The organism is Lutibacter maritimus, assembly GCF_900116115.1.
Classification (GTDB): domain Bacteria; phylum Bacteroidota; class Bacteroidia; order Flavobacteriales; family Flavobacteriaceae; genus Lutibacter; species Lutibacter maritimus.
In genome coordinates, this window is the sequence record NZ_FOZP01000003.1 from 1 (window position 1) to 26,738 (window position 26,738).

The following is a 26,738-nucleotide window of genomic DNA, read 5'->3' on the forward strand; positions in this document are numbered from 1 at the left end:
TCTTACTTTTTCAATAATTTCCAAAGCACTTTTTACATCTTCTGTTAGCTTTGTATAATTTTTACTTGATAATATTTCTTTTGATATTAATTGTGATCCCATTCCAACACAAGTTACTCCTGCACTAAACCAGCTTTTTAGGTTTTCTTCTGTAGGTGAAACACCTCCTGTTGGCATTACACTCGTCCAAGGTTGTGGTCCTTTTATTCCTTTTACAAATTGTGGTCCGTAAATATCTCCAGGGAATAATTTTACAATTTCACAGCCCAATTCTTCTGCTCTAGCAATTTCTGTTAATGTTCCACAGCCTGGTGACCATAATACTTTGCGTCTATTACAAACTACTGCGATATCTTCTCTTAAAACAGGTGTTACTATAAAGTTTGCCCCTAAAGCCATATATAATGAAGCTGCGCCAGCATCGGTTACGGATCCAACTCCCATAATCATTCCTGGTAATTCTTTAATCGCATATTTGGTTAACTCTCCAAAAACTTCGTGTGCAAAATCACCTCGTGCCGTAAATTCCATCAATCTTGCTCCGCCATCATAACATGCCTTTAATACTTGTTTACTTACTTCTAAATCATTACTGAAAAATAAAGGAATCATCCCTGTTTCTTTCATTGCTGTTGCAACTTCTATTCTTGTAAATTGTGCCATTTTTTATTTATCTTTTTTTAATGAAGCTTTTCTTAAAATGGATTGTTGAGTCGTGTTTTCTACGACTCAACTTTCCGATTTAACCAAACTTAATTATAATACTTCTTTGTTATCGTGCTACTCTTCCTGAGGCATCACCACCCATTAATTTAGTTACTTCATCTACAGTTACTAAGTTGGCATCTCCTTTTATGGTGTGTTTTAAACAAGAGGCTGCTACTGCAAAGTCTAATGCGTTTTGATCATCATCTGGATACGTTAATAATCCGTAAATCAATCCGCCCATAAAACTATCTCCACCTCCAACTCTATCTACAATATCAGTAATTTGATACTGACGTGTTTGCAATAGTTGTTTTCCATCATATAAAACGCCGGCCCAAGTGTTATGAGATGCTGAAATTGAACCTCTTAACGTAGTAATTACTTTTTTAGCTCTTGGGAATTTCGCCATCATTTGCTGACAAACCGATAAAAACGCTTCTGCCTTTACATCATGTCCGTGTGTTTGAACTGCTGCTCCTTCTGGCTTAATGCCAAAGTGCATTTCTGCATCTTCTTCATTGCCTAAAATAACATCACAATACGATGTTAACTCGGTCATAATTGCTTCTCTATCTCCACCATATTTCCAAAGTTTTGCTCTATAGTTTAAATCTGTGGAAATGGTTAATCCTAATTTGCTGGCTGCTTTTACTGCCTCTAAACAAACATCCGCTGAACTTTGTGAAATTGCTGGAGTAATGCCTGTCCAATGAAACCACTCGGCTCCAGCAAAAACTTCCTCCCAATCTATCATGCCCAATTGAATTTCAGACATAGATGAATGTGCTCTATCATACACAACTTTTGAACCTCTACTAACTGCGCCTGTCTCTAAAAAGTAAATTCCTAAACGATCTCCTCCCCAAACAATCTTATCTACTCCAACGCCTCTTTTACGCATTTCCATCATCGCACATTCTCCAATGTCATTTTTTGGTAAACGTGTTACAAAATCTACTGAAACACCATAGTTGGCTAAAGAAACTGCTACGTTTGATTCTCCGCCTCCATAAACAACATCAAAATTGTCCGCTTGTGAAAATCTTAAAAATCCTTGTGGTGATAATCGCAACATAATCTCACCAAATGTTACTACTTTACTCATTTGTATTTGTTTATAATATTATCAATTTTTAATTTAGAAAACATAAAATTACTTTAATGGATAATTGTAATTGTTCAAATTATGGTAGTTAATAATACAAAATGTTATATTTAAAATTTGAAATATTCTTTTGCGTTGTTATAGCTTATATCTGTAACCATTTTACCAATCCATTCCATATCATTTGGTAATTCTCCTCTTTTAATTTCATCACCAAGAAGGTTACATAATATTCTTCTAAAATATTCATGTCTTGGAAAAGATAAGAAACTTCTAGAATCAGTTAACATTCCTACAAAACAACTAATCAATCCCATGTTTGAAAGTGCATTTAGTTGTTTAGTCATTCCATCTTTTTGATCTAAAAACCACCATCCCGAACCATATTGCACTTTTCCTTTTAAACTTCCATCATTAAAGTTGCCAATCATAGTTGCCATTACTTCATTGTCTGCTGGATTTAAGTTGTAAAGGATTGTTTTTGTTAATTTATTTTTGCTGTCTAAAGCATTTAAAAACGATGATAATTTTTGGGCTTGTGAATAATCGCCAATAGAGTCCCAACCAGTATCTGGACCTAAAACTCTTAACATTCGTTCATTATTATTTCTTAACGCTCCTAAATGAAATTGTTGAACCCAACCAAATTCGTGATATGCTTCGGCTAAAAATAACAAAATAGCACTTTGAAATTTATACGCTTCTTCTGTTGATATTGTTTTATTGTTTCTTTTCTTTTGAAATATTGAATTAATTTCAGTTTCGGTAAAATTTTCAAAATAAATTTGATCTAAACCGTGATCGCACAATTTACAACCATTATCATTAAAATATTGAATTCTATTTTTTAAAGCATCACATAAATCTTGGTAAGTATTAATAGAGCAGTCTGCTGCATTTTCCAGAGCATTTAAATAGTCATTATAACCATCGTTTGCAATTAAAATTGCTTTATCAGGCCTAAATGCAGTGCTTACTTTTAGGTTCAGATTACTTTTTGCAATTTTTTGATGATGTTCTAAATTATCAATAGGATCTTCTGTTGTACAAACTAACTCCACATTTACTTTATGCAACAAGTTTTGACAACTATATGCTTCTGTATTTAACTTCTCCTTTGTTTCTTGATAAATTTTTTCTGCTGAGTTTTCATTTAATAAATCATAAATATCAAAATAACGAGCTAACTCTAAATGTGTCCAATGATATAAGGGATTTCTCATTGTATAAGGCACTGTTTTTGCCCAACTCATAAACTTATCTTTATCAGACGCATCTCCAGTAATAAAGTTTTCATTAATTCCCAAGGTTCTCATGGCTCTCCATTTGTAATGATCGCCATTTATCCAAACATTTGTAATGTTGCTAAAAATTTTATTTTCAGCTATTTGCTGTGGAGGTAAATGATTATGATAATCTATAATAGGCATTTTACTTGCATACGTATGATAGAGTTCTTCAGCATATTTATTTTCAAGTAAAAAATTATCGTGTATAAAATTTTTATCACTCATTTTAAAATACTTATAATTATTTAATAAATTTATTTAAGTGTAAAATTTAATTTTAACAACCTTTAAATCCTTTTTAAATTGATTTTTAATTTAAAAATTATTTTAGGATTAAGTGAATGTTTAAAATTAAATTATCAACAAACAATATAAATTGTAATCGATTACACAAATGTAAAACAAATTTATTGAAATCCAATTTTTTATGTCATTTTATGCAAAATTTGATTTAAATTTTTATAAAAACACTCTAAACATTGAGGTTTTAAAATAAATTTAAATGATTGAAGTAAAAACAAGTTTTAAACAAAAAGTATCCTAAAATAACTTTATACAGAAAAATAAGTATAGAAGACTTAAAAACATCACCACAATCATATGTTGATTTTTATATATAAAAAAAGGAAAAACCCATAAACATCACTCTTATGGGGCTCTTTCTTGATTGATTGTTGGCAGAGGAAGGGATTTGAACCCTTGAAGTTTTCTCTTTATTTACTAGTACTTCCCATCTCCATTAAAATTTTGTTGACAGATTTGTTGACCTAAATTGACATTAACCCACAATCTCATTAATAAATGACAAGATTTTTAACACTACAAATAGCACTAAAACATATCAAATATTATGAAACTTTTTGTAAATAATCTGTCACAATTTTAATGTTGAACCCACTATATTCGGTTAATTCTTCTAAAGTAATAAACTGTTGTGACTCTTTACTTTAAACTAAATTCAACTTCCAGAAGCTCTACACTATTTGTTCCGACAAATACTTTAAAATCGCCTATCTCAGCTTTAAATCTCATATCGTTTGTATAAAATGCTAAATCTTTTGAAGTTAATAAAAATGATATTTCTTTAGATTCCCCAATTTTCAAAAAAACTTTTTCAAATCCTTTTAATTCTTTCACTGGTCTAGTAACACTTCCTACAATATCTTGAATATATAATTGCACAATCTCTTCACCATCATATTTTCCAGTATTTGTAATTGTTACCCTAACCTCAATAGTTTCATTAAAATTAAACTCATTTTTATTAATTTTTAAGTCTGAATACTGAAATGACGTATAACTTAAGCCATAACCAAATGGATATAATGGCGAATTAGGAGCATCTAAATATTTAGATCTAAATCGTTGTTCAGCTCCTTTAATTTTATAAGGTCTTCCAGTATTTTTATAGTTGTAATAAATAGGAATTTGTCCAACATTTCTAGGAAACGACATGGTAAGTTTCCCTGATGGATTGTACGCTCCAAAAAGCACATCCGCAATTGCTGCTCCGCCCATTGTTCCTGAAAACCAAGTTTCTATAATTGCATCCGTAACTTCGTTTTCATATTCTAATGTTAAAGGTCTACCATTCATTAAAATTAAAATAATTGGTTTCCCTGTTTTTTTAATTTCAGCTATTAGCTCTTTTTGCACACCTGGTACATCTAAATTAGTTCTACTTGCAGCTTCACCACTTAATCCGTGAGATTCTCCTAAAACCATTATTACAACATCTGATTCTTTAGCAATATTTACAGCTTCATTGAATTTTGATTTATCATTTCCTTCAATTTCACAACCCTTTGCGTACTTAATAATTTCAGTATTCCCTAGTAAGTTTTCTATTCCTTCATAAACGCTAACAGCTTTACCAGTCCTATCTCCACGCGCTATCCAAGTTCCTAAAATATGACTTTCGTCTTTAACTAAAGGACCAATTAACGCTATTTTTTGATGCTTATTTAAAGGTAAAATATTGTTTTTATTTTTTAATAAGACAATAGATTTTTGAGCTAATTCTTTGGCTGTCTCTAAATATTCAGGTTTATAAAGCGTTACTTTTTCACGTTGTTCATTACTATACCTGTAAGGATCTTCAAACAGCCCTAAACGATATTTTAAAATTAAAATACGCCTTGCTGCAGCAGTTATTTTTTCTTCTGAAACTTTACCTTCTTCAACTAATTTTTTTAGATTTCTTAAAAATATACCACCTTGCATATCCATATCAACTCCGGCATTTAACGCTTGTTCACCTGCCTGTTTTTCATCTTTAGAATACCCGTGAGGAATCATTTCATTTATTGATGTATAATCAGTAACCACAAAACCATCAAAGTTCCATTCATTTCTTAAGATATCCGTCAATAAAAATTTATTTCCAGAAGCTGGAACTCCATTTAAATCATTAAAAGAAGTCATAAATGTTGTTACTCCTGCATCAATGGCAGCTTTAAATGGAGGTAAATAGGTTGTCCTTAATTCTCTTTCCGACATATCTACTGTATTATAATCTCTTCCTGCAATCGCTGCTCCATAAGCTGCAAAATGTTTTGCACAAGCCAAAATTGTATTGTTTTTAGATAAATCATCACCTTGAAAACCTTTAACACGTGCTTTTGCAATTGCATTACCTAAAAAAACATCTTCCCCTGCTCCTTCTGAGACTCTTCCCCAACGAGGATCTCGAGAAATATCAATCATTGGTGCAAACGTCCAGTGAAAACCTGAGGCCGAAGCTTCTTCTGCCGCAATCCTTGAACTCTTTTCAATTAAATCTAAATCCCAAGATGCTGATTCTCCAAGTGAAATTGGAAATATAGTTTTGTATCCGTGAATAACATCATATCCAAATAATAATGGAATTCCTAATCTGGTTTCTTCAACTGCAATTTTTTGAAGTTCTATGGTAGCTTTTACAGTTGGCACACTAAATACAGCTCCAAGCATACCATCTTTTAAATAATCAACAAAATTTTTGTCTATAGTTGGCCCTGTAATGTCGGAGCCAGAAGAAAAGAGAACAGTTTGACCTATTTTTTCATCCAATGTCATTTTTTGGAGTAAACTATCAACAAAAATTATTGCTTTTGAGTTATTGGAACTTTTCTCTGGCTGCTCTTTATTTATAGTCATTTTAGTTGAACAAGAAGAAATTGATAGAAAAGATATCCATAAAATTATATTTGCTAGCTGTGTTTTCATTTTTGAGTATTTACTTTTTAAAACTTATCTCGTCTAGTTTTATTGAATATTAAATTCGTTGATTGTCATATACATCCAAATTTCCATTTTAACTTAAGGATTAAAGAATTGAAATTATTCTAGCATAAAAACCAAAAATGAATTCACATAAATACACAACAAATTCCACTTTTTTTTTGACATAAAGAATGTGTTTTTTATATTATTTATATCTCAATTTTACGAATACAGGCAAGTGATCTGATGGGTATTTTAAGTTTTTAGAATCGCTTAAAATTGCATATTTGTCAACTACTATTTTATTGTTTTTTGAAATAAAAATATAGTCAATTAATTGTGTCACCGGTTCATTGTGTTTAAAACCATTAAAAGTTCCTGAAGGGCCAAAAGGTTTTTCTCTTGAAACTTCCCTACAATCATTCATTTCTTTTTTTAGATTTATAATTCTTTCAGTAGTTGGTTCAGAATTGAAATCGCCCATAAATATTACGGGGTAATTTTTTGTGTTAAGAATTTTAATTTTTGACAGAATTAATTCAATACCTTTAGTTCTCGCTTCTTCTCCAATATGATCTAAGTGTGTATTGAAAACCCATATTTTATGTTTTGTTTTTTTATCTTTCAACAAAGCATAGGAACAAACTCTGTTATATGCAGCGTCCCAACCTTTTGAAATTTCATCAGGTGTTTCAGAAAGCCAAAAAGTAGCTGTTTCTTTAACAATAAATCGATTTTTTTTATAATAAATATTTGAGGATTCTCCTTTACCATCACCATCTCTTCCAACACCAACTTGATTGTATTGAGGAAGTAATACTGACATTTCAGTAACCTGAAGAGGAGTTGCTTCTTGAACACCTAAAATATCAGGTTCATAAAACTGTATTTGTGATGTTAAAAATTCCTTTCTTAATGGCCAAGCGTTTTCGCCATCAACTTCAACATTTAAACGGACGTTATAGGTCATTGCTTTAAAAGTCTGGGCATATGAGTTGATACACAATCCAATAAATAGTAATAAAATAACTAATTTTTTCATCCTAATTTTTAATTGTTGGTTTCTGGTATATTCTAACATAATCTACTAACATTTCGGAAGGGAAAATTGTATCATCAATATCACCTCCCCAATTTCCACCAATGGCAAGATTTAATATTAAAAAATAAGGTTTATCAAAAGGCCAACCTTCGTTCGTAGAAATCATTCCATTTTCTCCTTTTTTAGCTTCAAAAAATAATTTATTATCTATATAAAACTTGATAAATTCAGGTGTCCATTCTATTCCATATAAGTGAAAGTTATTAAAAACATCAGGAATTCTATCAAAATGTGTTATTTGAGTATTCTTTATATGATTGTATTCTTTGGAATGTAGTGAAACATGCACCATATTTGGGTCTTTTCCAACATGTTCCATAATATCAATTTCACCACACAAAGGCCAAGCCTCTTCTTTTTTACGAAGACTTTCTGGTAGCATCCAAATTGCTGGCCAAGTTCCTTTTCCTTTAGGTAATTTTGCCATTACTTCAATTTTTCCGTATTGCAAAACAAACCTATTATAAGTTGTTAACCTTGCTGAAGTATAATGTCTATTTTCAATGTCTTTTTTTAAAGCTACAATATGTAATTTCCCATTTTTAACAAATGAATTATCTAAAGATTTTTCCAAATAGAACTGTTTTTCATTATTACCAAACCCCTGACCTCCATATTTATAATTCCATTTTAATGAATCTGGCAAACCCTCATTATTAAATTCATCAGACCAAATTAACTTATAATCTTTATAAGTAGTTAACCGATTTTTAAACATTTTTAATAATAATTCTGGTTCATCAGTAGTAATAAAATCAAAATTATTAGCTAATAACCAATCCATATCGGCAACATTATTTACTGTCCAAGCATTTAAAGTAAAATCAGATGCTTTAGTGCTTTCAATGGATTTTAAATTGTTTTTATAATTATTATAGTAGTAATCAATACCACTAATACCATCTTTTTTTAATTGCTCAATTGATTTATTGCTTTCTAAGTATTGGGTTAAAGCTGCTGGTTCTAATTGTATTATTTTTTTTAGTATATCATAATCAAAACTTATATATACTACCAAATCTTTTGCTTTTAGTGCTTCAACCATTTGAACTACTTTAGTTGCTATAAGCTGTCCTCTTTCCTTACTTATTTTTGAAGGTTTTATCTCACAAAACAATCTAGTGGTGGCATTGTTTTTAATCCCAGCCAAAAGATATTCTTTTAAAGTTGGGAGCTTTTCTCCATTGAATAATTTAAAAGCAGCTAATTCTGAATAGTTGGTTTTTTCAATTTCTAAATTATTATATTGTGGGTCATGCGTTACAATTAGCACGTTATCTGCAGTCATTCTAACATCAAATTCTGAACCTGAACAGTTTAATTGAATTGCTTCCTTAAGTGAAGCTATTGAATTTTGAGGAAGATTTTTATTTTTCCAAGCACCTCTATGCGCTACAACTTTGTTATTTACAAAATTAACATTGCTTTGTAAATTAATATTAGTTGAGTTACAACCTAAAATAAATGCAAAAGTTGCTATTAATAAACCTGTGGATATTTTTTTAATTTTTCCCATTTTAAATACTATATATTTTAAAAGTTGCTTCTGAATTTTCTAAAAAAACAGAAGCAACAATAAAACTAAACTTAATTAATAGATAAAAACACTTAATTATACTTGGATAATTAACTTAACTATGATTATTTATTTTAGCACCCACATTATTTTATTAATCTCATCATAACCTTGGTATTGATTATCTAATGCTATTATTAAATTTTCTCTATTCACTGAGTTTTCTGAACTAGGGTAAGTCCAACGCATAGGAATTCCTGATAAATTTTCCGTATTTAAGCTAGTTGCAGCATTTATTGGAAAAACTGGATAACTATTTCTACGATATTCAAAAAAGCTTGATTCTGCTTCTTGCATAAAATTAAGAATATAACGTTGCATCCAAATTTGTTTCAACTGGTCTGCAGAAGTAGTTTTAAATGCTGCTTCTCCAGTAAAATATGCATTGATATAGGCTGCTGTAATTGCTTTTCCGTGAGCAAAACTTGAAGTTACTGCCATCATATCTGTTAAAGCGGCTTTTACTCCATTTTCATAATGTGTTTGGGCTGAACCTGATATCCAACCACGAATTACAGCTTCTGCAAGAATAAGTTCTTGTTCTGCATACGTCATTTTTCTTAAAGGTTCTGTAGCATCTTGAGTTAAGAAACGCTTGTTAATTAAAGAATATACTCCTGCACTATGATTTAAATTCATTTGAGAATAATCCATTTCTACATCAACTCCAACATAAGCTTCAGCATCTGACATTAATTTTCCTGCTGTTATTTGTGCAACAGCTGGTTCTCCAAAATAAAATAAACGATAATCATTTAATGATTTTAAATTATTAACTAATAATGAACTTAAAATAGTTTTTGAAGTGAATAAATCAGATGTTCCAGAAATTGGATGTTTATTAGTTGCAGAATAGTTTAAACCATAAAAACCAGTACCAGCATCCATTAAATTACCAGCAGCAACAATTGCTGCAAATCTATTTTTTATATCTAATGATGTAACGGTTTCCTTTTTACTTAAGCTCATTAATACCTTTAAAGCAAAAGCATTAGTTGCTTTACGCCATTTTTCTGGATTTCCGTTATAAGGTGTTGGATCACCAGTAAATGTTATTCCATTTGCAAAAAATTGATCTGCCTCAACTAAATCATTTAAAACACCTATTAAAACAGATTCTTGAGAATCATATTTTGGTTTATATATCCCTTCTTGACCTAAATTAGCTTCAGAATAAGGTATATCTCCCATTTCCATTGTAAGGTTATAGAACATGATTGCTCTTGCAAATTTACCAACTCCTTTATAAGAGTTTTCCATAGTACTTCCAGTTGCATATTCAACCATTCTATCAATATTAGGAAGTATTGTCATAGCATCAAAACTACTACCGCCTATTAAATTATACTGAGAAGCTAATTGTCCTTCATTTGCATAACCTACATATTTAGGTAGGGCGTTGTCAGAAATCATTGCTTTTGCATCTCTTCCTCCAAATTTTGTAACTCGCAATACTACATTTGTACATAACATAGCCGCATTTCCTTCTGTAGTTGCATCTGGATTATCATTCAGATCGTCAAAGTTACTGCAGCTGCCAACCATCACCAATATTATTATAATGGTTATTGTTGTTATAAGTTTTTTTATTGTTTTCATTTTTTTAAAATTTCTTAGTTAATAAATTAAAAATCAAGTTTTAAATTAAACCCTAAATATCTTTGAGAAGGATCACTAAAATCATCACTTCCACCATCTGGATCAGAGTATTTAAAATCTTTAGCCCATAATAACAGGTTTTGTCCTATTGCAGAAACCGAAATATTTTTAGCGTTTAACTTATTTGTAACATCTTTTGGCAACACATAAGTAATAGACATTTCTCTCATTTTAAAGAATGTAGTGCTATAAGTATCTACAGGAGAAGGTGATCCGCCCCAAGCTGTACCTTTATGATATTTACTAATATAATTTTTATAAGTTACAGCAACATCATTTGGTGCGTAGGTACGTGTATCTGTAACTATGTTTCCGTAAGTATCAAAAGTAACATCTCCTGAAACTATTTTAACACCTTGACCTACATAATTGCTAGTACCAGGTTGTGTTGCATCTAACATTCTTTCTGGCACTACTGAATCTGGGTGAGATCCTGAAATCCACATATACATTTCTGTACCTGTTTGAGCTAATCCTCCTACTCGACCATCAAAAGAAACTTGTAACATCCAATTTTTATACTTTAAACTTGAGTTAAGTCCCCAAATCCAATCTGGATCATAGTTTCCAAATTTAGATCCAAATTTTGAATATTGTGGTAAACCATTACTGTGTATTATATTACCCTCAGAATCTTTTAAATAATCATTAATTATATAATGATCAACTCTACTTCCTTCTTTTACCCAAGGTTGGTCTGTAGAAAACTCATCATCTAATTTTGTATAATAACGTGCATATTTAGACCAGTTTAAATTTAAATCCCATTGCCAGTCTTCTGTTTTAAATGGTGTAACATCAACAGAAACTTCTATACCTTTTCTAGTAATTTCTTCATCAATATTTACATAGTTAGAATAATATCCAGATGCTGGGCTAATTGTAGTTGATTTTAAGAAATCATACATTCTTTTGTTGTAATAAGATACATCTAAAGCTGCTCTTTTTTTGAAAAACTTCATTGCTGTACCAATTTCAAATGTTGATGAAGATTCTGCTCTTAAATCAGCTCCACGAATTGAACCAGGATACGATGCTGATGTTAAACTACCCCAAGCATTTGGTGTAATTGAATAAGCCGTATTAATGTCGTAAATACCAGCTGGTTTTTTAGCTGTAGTTTGTGATGCTCTAATTTTCCAGAATGATAACCAATCAGATTTTGGCAATAACTCTGAAGCTACAAAACTTGCAGAAAAAGATGGATATAGGTAAGATCTATTATCTTTTGATAGCGTTGAAGTCCAGTCATTACGCAATGTAGTTTCAGCAAATGCAATACCTTTATAAGAAACTCCAAAACGACCATATAAACTGTTTACTTGTTGTTTATGTATTCTTGAATTAACATACACTGGAAGTACTGATGCTTTTAAAGAATAAAAACCTGGTATTGAAAGACCTCCTTTAGTTAAAGACTCTAAACCTTCATCTTGATTATAAGAAATTGATCCTCCAAAAAGTCCATCAACCGTAAAATCATTTACTTTTTTATTAAAAATAAACATTAAATCTTCATTTAAACTATACCCTCTTGCAATCCCTTTATTAAAAGAACCTTTTCTAGATTCTCCCCAAATTTCTGTCCCTCCATCAATAACTTTTGCGGTACCTGCTCCTTGAAATGAACCCATAGAAACTGTTACTTCTTGTACATTACTATATGTATCAAACCCAACACGATTGGTAAGTTTTAACCACGAATTGATATCATAATTCACTGAAAGCATACCATTTAAAATATCTTTATTGGCACTTCTTGTTCTTTCATTTCTATCAAAGTAAGGGTTGTTAGCACCTGCTGTATAACTACTATTTTGTACTTCATTTTTAACCAACCAATAATCTTTGTAATCTCTTACATCCCAATCTCCAGTTCCCCAAATAAGCATACTATACATTGGATCATAAGCTCTATAACCATTAAATCCTAAGTTTGGTGAAGTTTGTTTACTATAAGACATGGTAGAAGAAAGACTAAATTTATCTGCCTTCATTTCTCCTCCTATACTATATGAGTATTTGTTAAATTTAGAATTTGGATATTGACCAACATTATCAACTTTTGTGGCAGAAATACGAAAACTTCCATTTTCGCCTTGTTGTAAAACACTTATACTATTATTTAAGATATAACCTTGTTCAAGAAAATTATTAAAATTATCTTTTCCTATTGGTAAATAAGGCATTGGTACAAGTGTTTTTGAAATAGGATCCCATTGAATTACTTCTCGTCCATCCATTGGCACACCCCAAGATCCATTTGCAGATCTATCGTAAGTGTTTGTAGCTGAACTAACGGTTCTACCAAATGTAGATTGTAATTCTGGAATTGCTAAGTAACCTGCGGTAAACATAGACCCACTATTAATTGAAACTGACAAACCGCTTTTTCCACTTTTTTTAGTTGTAATTAAAATTGCACCTCCTTGACCTCTAAAACCATAAAGTGCCGAGGCTGTAGCTCCTTTAAGAACACTCATAGATTCTATATCATCTGCAGCAACATCTCTAAGTGTCATATTTTGATATGGGACTCCATCAATTACTAAAAGTGGATTTTCTCCACGAATTTGAATATCTGGTGCAGCACCAAACTCTGTACTGTTAAGCACTTTTAAACCAGAAATCTTACCAGTAAGTGAAGTTCCAACATCTACACCTCTTACAGTTTGTAGGCTTTCTCCAACTACTTTTTGAACCGCATAACCTAATGCTTTTTCCTCTCTTTTTATACCTAATGCAGTTACAACTACCTCATTTAATGTTTGAGTGTCTTCTGTAAGAATAATATTTAAATTATCAGCATTGTTGATAACTATTTCTATTGTTTTATATCCTATAAAAGAGAAAACCAACTTTTCTCCTTTTTGAATATTTGACAACGTAAATTTACCTTCAAAATCTGTAGTTGTTCCTTTTGTTGTATTTTTTACAACAATAGAAACTCCAGGTAAAGGAATTTCATTAGCGTCAATAACGGTTCCGTTAATTTCTATGGTTTGCGCCGTAACGACGAAAATACCTAAGAATAAAAAAAGTGAGAAAAGTAATCTGACTTTTTTAGTGAATAGTCTAAATTTCATAAACATTTGAGTTAAGTTATAATTTTGTTTGATTATATCTATTGGATGAATCCAAAAAGAATAATATTAAAATTAAACATTATTCTCACTGTTATATAAAAGTATACCACAACAAAAAACAGACAAACTCATTCAATTGTTAAAATTTTTAAATATTCATTACTGAAACGTTAATAATATTAGGTTTAGGGAAATTAAATATGTTTTAATGTTGTAGGTTAATTATAGTTATTTATCTAATTAAAACGTTTGCGTTGTGGTAATGTCGTAGTAAAAATAATATACGATGTAATGTTATATGTTTAAGATGTAGCTAACTAAACAAGTATCATGAGGTAAACCCATTTGTTTTCTTAATCTGTAGCGTTTTGTTTCAACACTTCTTACAGTCATGTTGAGTAATGGTGAAATTTCTTTTGAAGTTAAGTTTAAACGTAAATATGCACAAAAACGCAAATCGTTAGGAGTTAAGTTTGGGTGTAATTCTTTAATCTTATCTAAAAAATATTTATCTGCATTATTAAAAGCTTCTTTAAAAACATCCCAGTCTTTTGAGTTATTTAAATTCCCATCAATTAATTTTAATACTTGTAAATTATTTGAATTAATATTATTCGTTTTTAATTCATTCTTTATACTATTTAGTACTTCATTTTTATTAATAATACTCATTGTAGAAATTGCCAACTCCCTATTTTTATTTTCAATATCTTGGTTCAACTTTTCATTTTTCATTCTAATAATTAATTGCTCACTTTCTAGTTGTTTATGAGCTAGCTGATTTTTATAATGCCTTAAATGTGCCTTATGTAATAAAAATGTACATATAAAAAACACAAGGCAATAAATGAATATTGCAAAATATGAAAAATACCAAGGCTTTAAAATTTGAAAATGATATGTAGCAATATTACTTGTGAGTTCATTTCCTAATTTTCCTCTAACACTAAAAGTATAATCTCCAAATGCTAAATTGTCAAAAGTTAATATAGTTTGGTTACTCCAATCGCTCCATTTATTATAATAGCCTTCCAATTTGTATTGATAGGTTACTGATTGGTATTTATCAAAAACCGGGACACTAAATTTAAAAACAATTGAGTTTTGATCAAATGTAAACTCTCCATTATTACTCAAATTCACTAATGATTTATTTGACTCCCTATTTTTTGTTGAAATTTCATTAATAAAAATTAAACTTTCTTTTCGAGTTTCAAAATTTTCAAGATCTAAAGTAATATAACCATTTGAAGTACCTAGTAAATATTTGTTGTCTTTGTATAATGAAATATTTTCGTATCCACTTATACCTTTTCTAAGAGATGCAGGAATATCTATTGTATGTATATTAAATTCTTTTGTTAAATCATTTATTGTTGCGTAGTTAATACTTTCTTTAGAGAAACCCCATAATTTTTGACTTTTATCAACAATTAATTTTCCAGATAAAAAAGTTTCAGTTTTAATTATAGGACTTAAAATAGTGTCTATTAAAAATTTATCTGTTGTTAAATCATATTTATAAATTCCTTTATTATTAGCGTAAAAAATAGAATTATTGAATTTTATTAAACTAGAGTTTTTTCCAATAGAAACATCGTTTTGTTTTGAAATTTTGGTAAATTTTTCAAAACTTTTATCAATATTAAGTTTAAATACCCCCTTATATCCGTGACTTACAAATAACTCATTACTATTAATAAATTCAAAATATCTTGCAGAATTATCAAACCCAACTATTTTATTTTCTAAAACCCATTTCCCATTTTTATTAATCAATACATAAAAACCACTATAATTACCTTGCAATAATCTATTTTTTGAATCAGGAATTTTTCTAAAACTCCAGGTGCCCGATATATCACTTATTTTTATGGCTTTATTTTCATCAATTAAAAAAGTACCTAAATGATGCCCGCAAAATAACTCTTTATCATTTTCAAATAAATCCCAAACCTGACCAGCGGTTCCTGCAATAATTTTAAAGGTTTCATTAGAGTTTATTTTTTTGCAAAACAATCCTTGATTGGTTCCTAAATAAATATAATTATTAAAAACAATTGAAGTATAAACAGTTCCTAAAAAACCGTCGTCATCATTAAAAACATTTACAGGAGATTTTATGTTAATACAATTAATTCCATTGTCTAAACCTACCCAAATATTCTCATCACTATCTTCAAAAAGTGAGAGTGCCGTGTTATTGCTTAATCCATTTTTCTGATTTAATTGGTATTGTATTTCACCTTCTTTTGATAAAAAAATAATTCCATTTGAAATTGTTCCTAAAACAAAACTTTTGTCTTTTAGCTGAATGCTATTGTATATTTTAATACCATCTAATTCATTCAATTCAGAGCCTTTCCACTTTTGAAGCTTCCCTTCTTTAAAAATATAAAAACCTGAATTTCTTGTTTGAATAAGGAGCCCTTCATCAATTGAAAATACATTAATTAAAATATTGACATCTAATATTGAATTATTTACAATTAATTTTGACTTACCTTCTTTGATTTTAAACAAGCCTTCATTATTAACAAAATAATAGATTTCATTATTATTGTTAAATACCTTAGAAATTGAATTTTTAGAATTTATAATTGTGAACTTACCTTTTGCCGGATTATAAAAATAAATCCTATTAAATGACTGAAAAATTATCCAATCTTGATAGGTAATAATATTCCATATATTCTCATCTTCAATCATTTTTTCATTTAGCTTAGGCACCAAAGAATTATAATTCAACATTCCAAATGAGTCTTTTTCCCAATACCCAAATTCCATATAAGATCCCGTATATATTTTATTATCAACAACTTTTACAGCTCTTATTATAGTGTTATTTGGTGAAGAATATATTTTCCATGTGGCACCATTATATTCTAATAAACCTTCATTATTTGCTATATAAATAAACTTATTTGAAGCTTGTGAAATCATCCAATTCTGATTTTCACCTCCATATACTTCAGGTGTAAATATTTGTATAGATGGTAATTCTTGGGCGTTTAAAGAGCAAGAAATTAGAAAAATAAAAAAAACTTCTTTTAAATATCTCACTATTTTGAAGTTAAGGATTAATAAATACTATTACACTTTTTATAAATGCTTTCCAAAGTTAATCAAAATTGGTTTTGAGTAATAATTTATCACAAGTTAATAAAACAATTAAGATGAATTAAATTGGAACCTTTCTTTTAATACTAGATATTAACTCGCTTTTAATTAGGCAGGTATATAATACAAATACTGTTGCTTTTGTGCTTTTTTGAAGTTTAGACATTTTTTTTACATCTAATTTTTATCAGTTGTGAATATTAATAATCTAGTGTTCAATTTTTGACCCACTTTTTTAAGAAAAACCTTTCAAAGTGAATGTTTACAAGGGGTTTGTAATTTTTAGCAGAGAGGAAGGAACTAAAACCTATTCTCAAAATCCTTAAAAATAAAGGGCTAACAGACTCATTAAATTTAACTGACACCGAATTAGCCCCTTTTTATTTAATTCGAAATGTATTCGTTTATGATATCTATCTCTATTCCTGAGTATTCTGAAAATTCATTTATGGTTATAAACTGATGTGGCTCCTTCCCAAAATGCACTTTTATTTCATTGAGTAGTTTTCTTCCATAGCGTTCACTTCTGCCAGTGATACACTGAATGTCTTTTGGGTATATGCAAGCTCTTATTATTTTCATTTCATACACTATCCATACTTTATCCTACCAGTATCTATTCTTTATCTGTGTTTAATTCGGAACAAAAAGAATGTTTCGGAATGGATGGATGTTGGTTTTTTAAATTTTATTTAAAGATACTTTCATTTGTTGAGAATTAAAAATTTTAAATAATTATGGCTAGACAAAATGGTATTATTAAACTAAAAGGAACTATCGGAGGTATTTCCTTTTACAAAACAAGTGATGGGCATTTGGCTCGTGAAAAAGGAGGCGTTGAGGCTTCCAGAATCGCCAATGATCCTGCGTTTCAAAGAACGCGTGAAAATGGTTCTGAATTTGGAGCTGCAGGTAAAGGTGGAAAGATTGTGCGAAATGCTATTCGTATTCTTTTGCAAAATGCAAAAGATAAAAGAGTGGTGAGTAGATTGACAACTGACCTTTTAAAGGTGGTAAAAACAGACACTGTAAATGATCGTGGAGCAAGAACTATTCAAGATGGGAATATGAGTTTAATTCAGGGGTTTGAATTTAACACGAACGGTAAATTAGGTTCTACGTTGTTTACTCCATCTGTAAACGCTTTTGACCGTGTTACTGGAGAAGCAACTGCTAGTATTGCCCCTTTTTCAGCGAAGAAAAGAATTGCTGCTCCAAATGGAACAACACATTTTAAAGTGGTAACAGGTGTTGCTTCCTTAGATTTTGTAAATGAAACCTCCACTTTTGAAAGTGATGAAACTGAAATTCTACCTTATGTAAACGCAAATACAGCTGCCATTGATTTGAGTGCATCTGTAACTGCAAATTCTGATCTTCCTGTTATTCAGGTTTTGGGAATTGAGTTTTATCAAGAGGTAAATGGCGCTATGTATCCGTTGAAAAATGGTTCGTACAATGCATTGTCAATTGTAAAAGTTGATACGGTATAGTGGAACTTGTTTTACATAGAACGTATTTTAAAGAGGGTACCAACGGTGCCCTTTTTATGAATCAACAATTTATAGGTTTTTGTATTGAACTGCCCTGGAAAGATAATTTAAAAAGAATGTCTTGTATTCCTGAAGGTATGTATGAGTTAAAACCTCGATATTCCGACAAGTTTAAACATCATTTAGTGCTGCAAAATGTACCCAAAAGAAGTTTGATTTTAATACACCCAGCCAATGATGCCAACAAAGAATTACAAGGCTGTATTGCGCCTGTAAGTTCACTTACAGGAATTGCCAAAGGATTGCAATCTCGCAGTGTGTTTCAGAAAATACTTTCAGCTTGTTACCAAGCTTTTGACCGAAAAGAAAAAGTAACCTTAACCATTAAAAACTAATTTATGAAAATTACTGAACGCTATAAAAAACCAACTCCAACCTTTTTTAGAAAATTGAGAAATATTGGAATTGCATTGGCCGCAACTGGGGGTGCAATTATTGCAGCTCCTATAAGCTTACCTACTATTTTAGTGACTATTGCCACTTATTTAACTGTTGCAGGAACTGTGGCAACTGCCGTAAGTCAAGCTGTAGTGAGTGACAATGAAAATGAAACCAATGGCGAATAATGACATTCAATTACGCTCTGGAATTGTTGGAGGTACATTTCTCTCCACTATTTTTAATATCAGCTTAAACGATGTTGTTTTTACTGTTGTAATGGCTGTGATTGGGGCAGTTGTAAGTTTTTTTGTTTCTTGTTTGTTGCGGAGGTTTTTTTCTAAAAAATAAAGCCTAGCTATTTTTTTAGCCAGGCTTTGTTTTTAACGGTCTAATATAAGCGTAGTGCGGGATTAGAAGCACTTCACTTTCGGTTTAACCATATGTTTATTAATGTTCAATTCGTTTAAATTTAGCACTTTAGCCCGCATTACGCTTATACATTGTTATGGGCTGTGCATTTTTTGTTGTCTTGTCTTTCTTTTTTAGTCAATTGTCAAAAATTGTTCGTATAAAATTTTAGCGTAATACTTTCCATATCGGTTTATAACAAGTTTGCTAAATAGAATTGGAAGGAAATATGCAACAGAAAGAATCCAACCTAAATTTCTTGTCGTTAGGTCGTTGGAACAATATGAATGAATGAGAATTATTACTGAAATAAAAAAGGCTAAAAATGAGCCTCCTATTAAATTTCTAAAAAATCCGTATTCAATATTGTGTTGTAACAAAAGAGAATTGTCTCGTAAAACATTTCTGATTTGAGAAACTGCTGTTACTATAAGTTTTCTTGCTCTTAAAACGTCTGACGATTCTTCTGTTTCTGAAAGTAAACTTAATCCAAATTTAGTTTTTATTTTATCTTCAATTTTTTGCCTAATACTTATTTCAAGTTCATTATTTGATTTTAGCAAAAAATTAGTTGTTGGCATATTTATTTCGTCTTTGAAATAAAGTTTTTGAAATATTTCCTTAGATAAAAAACGATTTATTTGAACAAGTAAAAAAACAATTGCTGATGAAAGAATTATGTCGGTAATTGTCGGAAGTACTGAAAATATATTTTCAAGTTTGTCGTGATACAACGAAGATACAAACTTATTGTAAAGTATTATTGCTGGTATTGAAGTCAATACGGTTGGAAAAAGTCTTGCCTTGAAATAATAGTTGTTGAGTGCCATATATTAAGCGTTGTATAGGAAAAGAAAGTAAGCTTTATGTATTGAATTATATTGTGGCTCGTCCCAACCACGTTCTGCTCGGAAATCTCTTGCAAATTCGTAGTTTTTCACATAAACTTTTAAGTAGTCTGTTGAAGTGTCTAAAACTACATAACCAGCTTGATTATTAGTGATTCGTATCTTGGGATATTTTGAATATGCCAGATGTTTCGAACTTGCATTTCCAAACAAAGTAACTTTGGGTTTAAGTGTATCTAAAAAATCGTATTTTCTATCTGAATCTCTACCGTGATGTGGTGCTAATAAAACATCAATATTAGAAACTTCACTTTTGTGATTTTTAAGTATGTATTCCCAAGAATCATCGTGTGTGTCACCTGCTAAAAGTATTTTCCAATTACCACCATTTTTCTTGGGTGGCGTGAATAATATTGCATAAGAAGCGTCATTGTAATCTTCTGTTTCATTGCCGTTTTGCACGAGTTCGGCTGTTGGGCACAAGATTGTTATGTTGTCCTCATTATAATATTGATTGTCGTTTTTTGAGAAGTATGTCAGACGTTTGGTATTCGTGTTTTTTCCTGCTCTTAGGTTTTTATAGAACTTCCAGTCTTCTTTGTTATAACCCGCAAAGAACCCGTTAAGGTCAATTTCTTTGTCATTATCGGTGTCCCAAGTGTTGTAAATTGAAAACTCCTCGTATAAGTCCTTAATGCCGTCTAAGTGGTCCATATCTGGGTGAGAAATAATGAACCGAAAAATACTGTTAATGTTAAGATTGTTTTTTAAGTAGTCAATTGGATTGTCTGGTGTTTTCTTTTGGTTGTAGTTTTTCTTGTCAGAGGGTACGTGAGTTCTATTTCTCATTTCTTCTCTTTCTGCTGATGCTTTAACCGCTTTTTCTTCGTCTGTATCTTCGTCATTGTATGCGTTGCTTACATCCATAACTGTAACTCGTCCTGAATCGTGTTGTATAATGTTGCAGTCTCCTTCAAGTACGTTTAAAAAATGAATTGTCGCCATAATTCTTTGTCAAATTTTGATATTGTAGTTTCGTGTCGTTGCATTGCCCATAACTTGTTATATACATTATTTTTCTCTTTTATCCCTTAATAAAATAGAGGTTAAAAGTAATTTTAGATTATTTTATCATTTGTTGAAATTGCAATTTTTTCAATGTACTAATTTACTAAAAAAGTGATTAAAAAATATGGTTGTTACTAATTTTAAATGAATTTAAATTTCATTTGTAGTAATATGGTACAAAAATATTTTAAAACCTCTGCATTTCGCTAAATCAATCATATGTTTAGTTCCTTTACTTTTTCTATCCCAAAAGGCAATTAATACGTCAGCATAATTTGCCATTTGCTCGTTGCGTTTTGGTCCTGCAGCTCTTCCAAATCTTTTCCAGTCGGCTGGAAATTGGGTTATTTTAAAACCTCTCTCCTTTGCGTATTGCTCACCAAGTTTGTCGGCTCCTTTATAATAAGCTCCGCTTACAATTTCTACATCGGTTTGATCTTGGAGAAACTGGTCGCATACTTCAGATAGTTTTTTATAGTCGGTGAAGGTTCTACTTCCAGCAATGATTATTTTCATAAGTTGTTTTCATTTAATGATGGTGAGATCCCCAGTCAAGCTGGGGATGACGTTTAGGTTTAGCTTGCTGCAGACCCTTAAGACCTCAACAATGCAATTTTTAATTGCTTTATTGTTGAAAGTTGTTGTTTTAGATTGTCTTCAAATGCATTGATTTTTTTGAGTTTTTCAACTTTCATTTTCCATTGTTTTTCCTGGTTATTTTGGAGTGCTTCATTGATTACTTTTTTAGCATCTGAAATACTGATAAAAGGGATAACACTTCCTTTTAAATAATAACTGAAGTATTGACCTGTTTTAAGCGATAAGCATAAATAATACAAGGATTCCCGGGTTGGTTCTGCAGCTGTTGTAATCACAAAACAGTTGGTGCAAGGCTGGTTCATCGGCCTGCCACTGTTTAAGCCTTTCGACAAGATAAAAAAGTGCGGTGTGTTGTAGGTTCTTCCTGGTTGGTGTGTTTTGATTTCAAAATTAGACATAGGTACGGAATTAAAGTTATGCTTCACTGCGTTCCGCACACATAAATTTTGAAACAAAAAGAAAAAAGAAAGCAATGTTACTGGTTGTGAGGGATCGCCTGTCAAGGTTTTTGAGAAAAATACGACCTGTGTTTTTATAAAAAAACGGAGACGAACATTTGTGAGGTGGAGATTTTTTTCAAAACCCATAGGGCTTGACCTTGAAAGGTGTTGTGCGGCTGGAGAAGGGAACAACCTAGTTTTGCTGTCTTTTTTTATTTTTACTTTGAATCTAAAATATCGTATTATGGAAAATCCTTTTGAAATTATTATTGAAAAATTGAATGTTATTGAAAAACGAATTTCATCAATCGAACACAAATTAGGTGGTACATCTATAAATGATTGTTATAAAGAAGTTATGAACTTAAATCAGTTATGCGACTATTTAGAGCTTTCTAAAAGCCATATTTATAAACTAACGAGTAACCAAGAAATCCCGCATTATAAAAGGGGTGGCAAAAAATTGTATTTTAACAAATATGAAATTGATAATTGGCTATTACAAAATAAGATTGTAACTAGAAGGGAAATAGAAATGCAAGCAGCTAATTATTGTATAAAATATAAATTTAAGTTTTAGCAGGTAATCGCACGACAAATGCGGTAGCATTTAGGCGAGCCGCCTAGGCGAGTTGAACGGAGGGTGTTGGGGCAAAAGCACGTTGACAACGGAATAAGTGCGTGCAACAACTACGTGGCACACGCAGGGTTGGCGCTGTTTTTGCTTACTTTTTTGAAATCGGATAATGATGTGGGAAAAGCAAGTGCAAGATATAAAGTGAAGAATGTAGCGTATTGTGTACTTCGCTTTTGGTTATTAGCTGCTTGATTTTAGTTGTTGGTTTGATAGGATGCTAATTATCAATTTTGTTGGATTAGCGAAGTGCCAAAACGAGAAATGATGAACAGAATATCTTGCTCTTGTGAGCGTTTGCAATATGGTTTAATCACGAGTGATAAGGAGTGGTTAAATTATATGCAAAATGGATTTTCTTTTTCTGAAGTAAGTACTGCAAAAACTGTGACAACCCGATTAGCCCGGAGTGAGCAGCAGGCGAGCCAAAATTATGAAACAGCGGTTGTACCCAATAAAATGACTTGCGTAGCAAAACATTAAAGGGTTTGGGTACAAAAGATAGCTGTGGGTGAGGAATGCGTGGAATGTGTGCAATAAAATAAGTGAGTGCGCTACAATGAGCACCCACTGGAGCACAAATTGTAGTGCAATGAATGGCAAGTACAAATGCGACATAGGAGCATTTTTAATTGTATTTTATGAAACAAAATGGAGCAATTGACGAACACCTTATTACCTGCACGAATGTTTGTAGTTTGTTGTGTTTATTCTTATGGAAACGGATTTAAAAGCGCAAAGGCAAAAAGTAAGTTCTTGCTTTTTTCAGCAAGTTCTTACTGTGCGGAATTGGAAGCTGTATGTAGTGGAATGTAATGAAACGGAATACTGCTGGAGATGGGGCGATTAATTATAACATTATGGTAACTAAAATGTTAAAATGGACCTTAAATAATTTTAAGTTTATTGTTAAATATCGATTGACCTTATTTTTGTATGCCTCATATTTGGCATTATGGATGGACTTTAAATATTCTTCTTCCTCCAAAATCATTTTATGAAAAATGATTACAAGTAGCACATATAAAACGATTAAGATAATTGAAGGGAAAATTAGAATGTATCCTAAAAAAAGAATATTATACGATAAAAAATAAGGGTTTCGACTAATGCTATAAATTCCAGTTGTAACCAATATGGTTTTTTGATTGTATTTAATACCCACTCTCCAAGAATTTTTCATTGCAATCAACGCAAAAATTCCTAAAATAAAACCTACAAAAATAACTATATAGCCAATTGATTTTAATGAGTGGTAATTCAATATTTCAATTTCAATAATCCATTTAGGTTTAAGTAAAGTTAAACGGAGCATTATTAATACATACATAATTGTTGAAATGAAAATCGACATTGATAATTTTAATGATTTCCCTCTTATGGATTGCTTTGTAGCTAAATATGTCTTTATATTTCTAATTGCAAAAGCAAGTATAAAAAATACAAGTATGAGCCCTAAATATATTTTTTCAATCATTTCTTATACCGTTTTCCTTTATAATTTGCAGGCATATTTATTCTTTAAAAGTAAATTGATTTATTTAATCCCACTTCATTTTTTGAATACGCACCGCATTTAAAATAGCCAATAATGCAACGCCTACATCTGCTATAACAGCTTTCCACATTGTTGCCATTCCCATAGCACCAAGAATTAATACTAGTATTTTTACACTCAATGCCAACCAAATGTTTTGCCAAATAATCTTATTGGTGGAATTGCCAATTTTTATGGCTGTTGCAATTTTTGAAGGTTGATCTGTTTGTATCACTACATCGGCTGTTTCAATGGCTGCATCACTTCCTAAACCTCCCATTGCCAACCCTACATCAGCTATGGTAATTACTGGAGCATCATTAATTCCATCGCCTATAAAAGCAATTGTTCTTCCCATTGCCTTCAATTTTTCTACTTCTGAAATTTTATCTTCAGGAAGTAAATCACCTATTGCTTTATCAATCCCTAATTTATTTGCAATGGTGTCAACAACTGCTTGTTTATCACCAGAAAGCATCACAACTTCTTTTATGTTTTTAAAGTTATGCAAATCTAATATTGCTTTTTTAGCATCTTCTTTAAGGGTATCTGCGATTGTAATATAACCTGCATATTTACTATTTATGGCAATAACAACAATGGTTTCAGTATTGGATTTTAAGTTTTCATCATACGCAATTTGAAATTTATCCAATAGCTTTGTATTTCCAGCTAACACCTCATACTCTCCAATTTGCCCTTTCATTCCATAACCGGAAATTTCTTCAACATTTGTGGATTTATAATTAGTCTTTTTAATTGCAGCATATTTCACAATAGCTTCTGCAATTGGATGAGTAGAATTGGCTTCAAGGACAGCTGTTAATTCAACCATTAATACTTTATCGAAATTTAGGGTAACAATTTCTTGTACTTCAAATACACCTTTTGTTAAGGTGCCTGTTTTATCCATAACCACAGTATCAACTTTGGTTATTAAATCGAGATAATTAGAACCTTTAAATAAAATACCATTTTGTGATGCTGCACCGATTCCACCAAAATATCCAAGTGGTATAGAAATTACCAAGGCACAAGGACACGATATTACTAGAAATATTAAGGCACGTTGTAACCAAACTTGAAATATATAATTATCAGCAAGAAAAAAGTAGGGTACTATAACTAATGCAATTGCCAACCAAAAAACAATTGGGGTATAAATTTTAGCTAAACGACTAATTAAGAGTTGGGTCTTTGCTTTTTTACCAACTGCCTCTTGCACCAATTTAAGGATTTTGGAGAGTTTGGTGTCTTCGTATTTACTGGTAACTTTTATTTCTATGACTTTAGTAAGATTTACCATTCCTGCCAGCACTTGCTCACCTTTATTACTGTTTTTAGGAACGGATTCTCCTGTTAATGCAGCTGTATTTAAAACGGCATCATTTGAAATTAATTCACCATCTAAAGCTATTTTTTCGCCTGCTTTAACCCTTATTATTTGACCAATTTTAACATCTTTGGGATGTTTTATAAATGTTAATTCATTCTCAATAATTGTTACTTCTTCAACCTGAACTTTTAACAAGGCTTCAATAGAACGTTTTGCTCTATTAACAGCACCGTCTTGAAATAGTTCTCCTACTACATAAAATAGCATAACGGCAACACCTTCTTCATAAGAGTCTATTAAAAATGCACCAATTGTTGCAACCGACATTAAAACAAACTCATTATAAATTGTCCCTTTAACTATTAATTTTGCTGCTTTTAAAAGAACAGGTCCGCCAATAAGCATATAAATTACACTAAACCAAATTAAAGGAATAGGTGCTCTAAAAAAAGGAACTTCAAAAAAATCAAGACCAATACCCAACAATAGAAAAAGCAAACTAATTATTGGAATTATGTAAGCTTTGTTTATGGCTAAAGTATTATTTGAAGCAACAGTTTCCTTTGTATAATCTACTGCACAAGCACCATCTTCGCATTCATTGTCTTTACTCATAATTTAATATTTAATTCAAAATTAAGTAAATAGTGTATGCAATGGAAGTGCATTAATTTGAATTGCATTTGTTGCAAATGCCTTTTACAACAAGATTTACATCTTCAGCAATAAAATTTTTAGGTAAACTTATGTTTGGTATTTTGTGGTCTGTTAAACAACTAGTTTCATTACATAATTTGCAATGAAAGTGCAGATGTAAATCAGTCTCAATTTCACAATGACAATTTTCTTCGCATAATGCATATTTAGTAATTCCAGTACCATCGTCAATTTTATGAGCTAATTCACTTTCAACAAATGTTTTTAAAGTGCGATATAATGTTGTTCTATCGGATTTAACAAAATAATCTTCTACATCCGTTAAGCTGATAGCGGATTTTTTATTTAAAAGAAATTGTAAAACCAACAGTCGCATTGCTGTTGGTTTTACGTTATTTTTCTTTAATATTTGTTCTAATTCAATCAT

The 26,738-nt window shown here is 30.8% G+C and carries 23 protein-coding genes; 7 read left to right on the forward strand and 16 right to left on the reverse strand.

What is annotated here, in order from left to right; genetic code table 11:
• From BM335_RS05500 to BM335_RS05540, 9 genes are all read right to left on the reverse strand, one after another.
• A partial coding sequence (locus tag BM335_RS05500) for a bifunctional 4-hydroxy-2-oxoglutarate aldolase/2-dehydro-3-deoxy-phosphogluconate aldolase (RefSeq protein WP_090221647.1) occupies positions 1-663 on the reverse strand: 663 nt, incomplete at its 3' end.
• 109 nt (positions 664-772) lie between these two features.
• Positions 773-1,813 carry a sugar kinase gene (locus BM335_RS05505; protein WP_090221646.1) on the reverse strand — a complete coding sequence of 347 codons (1,041 nt, stop codon included), beginning with the start codon at positions 1,811-1,813 and terminating at the stop codon, positions 773-775.
• A 110-nt stretch (positions 1,814-1,923) separates the two neighbouring features.
• A complete protein-coding gene (uxaC, locus tag BM335_RS05510) occupies positions 1,924-3,327 on the reverse strand; it encodes a glucuronate isomerase (protein ID WP_090224075.1) in 1,404 nt (467 codons plus the stop codon).
• A gap of 717 nt (positions 3,328-4,044) precedes the next feature.
• On the reverse strand, positions 4,045-6,309 hold the full coding sequence (locus BM335_RS05515; RefSeq protein WP_090224077.1) for a glycoside hydrolase family 3 N-terminal domain-containing protein: 2,265 nt from the start codon (positions 6,307-6,309) through the stop codon (positions 4,045-4,047).
• A 202-nt stretch (positions 6,310-6,511) separates the two neighbouring features.
• Positions 6,512-7,348, reverse strand: coding sequence for an endonuclease/exonuclease/phosphatase family protein (locus BM335_RS05520; RefSeq protein ID WP_090224813.1), 837 nt, complete (start codon positions 7,346-7,348; stop codon positions 6,512-6,514).
• 1 nt (position 7,349) lies between these two features.
• The gene (locus tag BM335_RS05525; RefSeq protein ID WP_090224079.1) at positions 7,350-8,924 is read right to left on the reverse strand and encodes a family 16 glycosylhydrolase; all 1,575 of its coding nucleotides are present in this window, start codon (positions 8,922-8,924) and stop codon (positions 7,350-7,352) included.
• A gap of 129 nt (positions 8,925-9,053) precedes the next feature.
• Complete coding sequence (locus tag BM335_RS05530; protein WP_090224082.1) at positions 9,054-10,583, reverse strand: SusD/RagB family nutrient-binding outer membrane lipoprotein; 1,530 nt, start codon at positions 10,581-10,583, stop codon at positions 9,054-9,056.
• Between the two features lie 26 nt (positions 10,584-10,609).
• Positions 10,610-13,729 carry a SusC/RagA family TonB-linked outer membrane protein gene (locus BM335_RS05535; protein WP_218157804.1) on the reverse strand — a complete coding sequence of 1,040 codons (3,120 nt, stop codon included), beginning with the start codon at positions 13,727-13,729 and terminating at the stop codon, positions 10,610-10,612.
• 294 nt (positions 13,730-14,023) lie between these two features.
• Positions 14,024-16,792 (reverse strand): helix-turn-helix and ligand-binding sensor domain-containing protein, encoded by a 2,769-nt coding sequence (locus BM335_RS05540; RefSeq protein WP_245780616.1) that lies wholly within the window; start codon positions 16,790-16,792, stop codon positions 14,024-14,026.
• Between the two features lie 794 nt (positions 16,793-17,586).
• On the opposite strand from BM335_RS05540, the gene BM335_RS05550 reads away from it, so the two are divergent.
• Genes BM335_RS05550 through BM335_RS15685 form a run of 4 tightly spaced genes read left to right on the forward strand, consistent with a single transcriptional unit; the run spans position 17,587 to position 19,131 of the window.
• Entirely contained in the window at positions 17,587-18,342 is a 756-nt protein-coding gene (locus tag BM335_RS05550) for a hypothetical protein (RefSeq protein WP_090224089.1), read from the forward strand.
• Positions 18,342-18,737 (forward strand): DUF5675 family protein, encoded by a 396-nt coding sequence (locus BM335_RS05555; protein ID WP_090224092.1) that lies wholly within the window; start codon positions 18,342-18,344, stop codon positions 18,735-18,737. Before BM335_RS05550 ends, BM335_RS05555 begins: the two co-directional genes overlap by 1 nt.
• Before the next feature lie 3 nt (positions 18,738-18,740).
• Entirely contained in the window at positions 18,741-18,968 is a 228-nt protein-coding gene (locus tag BM335_RS05560) for a hypothetical protein (RefSeq protein ID WP_090224095.1), read from the forward strand.
• Positions 18,958-19,131, forward strand: a complete 174-nt coding sequence (locus BM335_RS15685; RefSeq protein WP_177219164.1) for a hypothetical protein — start codon at positions 18,958-18,960, stop codon at positions 19,129-19,131. Before BM335_RS05560 ends, BM335_RS15685 begins: the two co-directional genes overlap by 11 nt.
• Before the next feature lie 194 nt (positions 19,132-19,325).
• Here the strand turns inward: BM335_RS15685 and BM335_RS05570 are convergent, their stop codons facing one another.
• The 4 genes from BM335_RS05570 to BM335_RS15555 form a co-directional block, all read right to left on the reverse strand.
• A complete protein-coding gene (locus BM335_RS05570) occupies positions 19,326-20,021 on the reverse strand; it encodes a hypothetical protein (RefSeq protein ID WP_090224099.1) in 696 nt (231 codons plus the stop codon).
• Between the two features lie 3 nt (positions 20,022-20,024).
• Positions 20,025-21,044, reverse strand: a complete 1,020-nt coding sequence (locus BM335_RS05575) for a ComEC/Rec2 family competence protein (protein ID WP_090224101.1) — start codon at positions 21,042-21,044, stop codon at positions 20,025-20,027.
• Positions 21,045-21,257: 213 nt separating this feature from the next.
• Positions 21,258-21,623, reverse strand: coding sequence for a DUF2493 domain-containing protein (locus BM335_RS05580; protein WP_090224103.1), 366 nt, complete (start codon positions 21,621-21,623; stop codon positions 21,258-21,260).
• Positions 21,624-21,700: 77 nt separating this feature from the next.
• Positions 21,701-22,105 (reverse strand): DUF6943 family protein, encoded by a 405-nt coding sequence (locus tag BM335_RS15555; protein ID WP_218157805.1) that lies wholly within the window; start codon positions 22,103-22,105, stop codon positions 21,701-21,703.
• A gap of 286 nt (positions 22,106-22,391) precedes the next feature.
• Here BM335_RS15555 and BM335_RS05590 point away from each other — a divergent pair, with 286 nt between their 5' ends.
• From BM335_RS05590 to BM335_RS15695, 3 genes are all read left to right on the forward strand, one after another.
• On the forward strand, positions 22,392-22,727 hold the full coding sequence (locus BM335_RS05590; protein WP_090224108.1) for a helix-turn-helix transcriptional regulator: 336 nt from the start codon (positions 22,392-22,394) through the stop codon (positions 22,725-22,727).
• A 318-nt stretch (positions 22,728-23,045) separates the two neighbouring features.
• A complete protein-coding gene (locus BM335_RS15690) occupies positions 23,046-23,264 on the forward strand; it encodes a hypothetical protein (protein WP_177219165.1) in 219 nt (72 codons plus the stop codon).
• A 168-nt stretch (positions 23,265-23,432) separates the two neighbouring features.
• Positions 23,433-23,597, forward strand: a complete 165-nt coding sequence (locus tag BM335_RS15695) for a hypothetical protein (protein WP_177219166.1) — start codon at positions 23,433-23,435, stop codon at positions 23,595-23,597.
• Between the two features lie 34 nt (positions 23,598-23,631).
• On the opposite strand, the gene BM335_RS05600 is transcribed toward BM335_RS15695, so the two are convergent.
• The 3 genes from BM335_RS05600 to BM335_RS05610 all read right to left on the reverse strand — a co-directional run bounded on the left by BM335_RS05600 (position 23,632) and on the right by BM335_RS05610 (position 26,738).
• Positions 23,632-24,258, reverse strand: a complete 627-nt coding sequence (locus tag BM335_RS05600) for a methyltransferase family protein (RefSeq protein ID WP_090224113.1) — start codon at positions 24,256-24,258, stop codon at positions 23,632-23,634.
• Between the two features lie 64 nt (positions 24,259-24,322).
• Complete coding sequence (locus BM335_RS05605; protein ID WP_090224115.1) at positions 24,323-26,269, reverse strand: heavy metal translocating P-type ATPase; 1,947 nt, start codon at positions 26,267-26,269, stop codon at positions 24,323-24,325.
• Positions 26,270-26,321: 52 nt separating this feature from the next.
• Positions 26,322-26,738 (reverse strand): Fur family transcriptional regulator, encoded by a 417-nt coding sequence (locus BM335_RS05610; protein WP_090224117.1) that lies wholly within the window; start codon positions 26,736-26,738, stop codon positions 26,322-26,324.